The sequence below is a fragment of the Glaciimonas sp. GG7 genome, assembly GCF_052976905.1.
In genome coordinates this window covers 1-484 of the sequence record NZ_JBRIIQ010000237.1, presented here as the reverse complement: position 1 = coordinate 484, position 484 = coordinate 1, and the positions used below count along the sequence as shown (strand labels likewise).

1 protein-coding gene is annotated in these 484 nt (G+C 52.9%); it reads left to right on the top strand.

Annotated features, from left to right (window positions below):
• Positions 1-322: hypothetical protein (locus ACVBEF_RS21350; protein WP_447125897.1), on the top strand; the 322-nt coding region annotated here is incomplete at its 5' end.
• Positions 323-484: the final 162 nt, after the last annotated feature.

The window sequence follows — 484 nt, the reverse complement described above, 5'->3', positions numbered from 1 at the left end:
CGATGCCATTGACATCGAGCAATCTCTTTACCTGCATGACTTTGCCACCCGCTGCGCCGCTTTTTCTCAAGCCATCATCATTTGCCTCAACCTCCAGGAATCCAACGAAACTTACCGATCCAACCCCAACCCTGCTAATGCTGCCGCGCTAGCGCTCAGTGTTGCCGATTGCGCAGCATTAAAAGCTTTCGCCGTAGAAGCAACGGCACTACTAGGCGAGCATGCAATTGGCGAAACAGAATGGGTCAATACCCAGATCCAAACCCTGCGAAAAGCCAGAAAAGCCGCACTAAACGAAGCCGCCCAAGCCTGCAACGACTAAGCCCGCAGCACTGGCGCAGCCACAGTTGCCGTTGCTTTTGAAGTGGCAGTTGCCGTTGCTTTTGAAGTGGCAGTTGCCGTTGCTTTTGAAGTGGCAGTTGCCGTTGTTTTTGAAGTGGCAGTTGACCTACCCCGTCATGTAACGACGCCACATTTTTCAGCC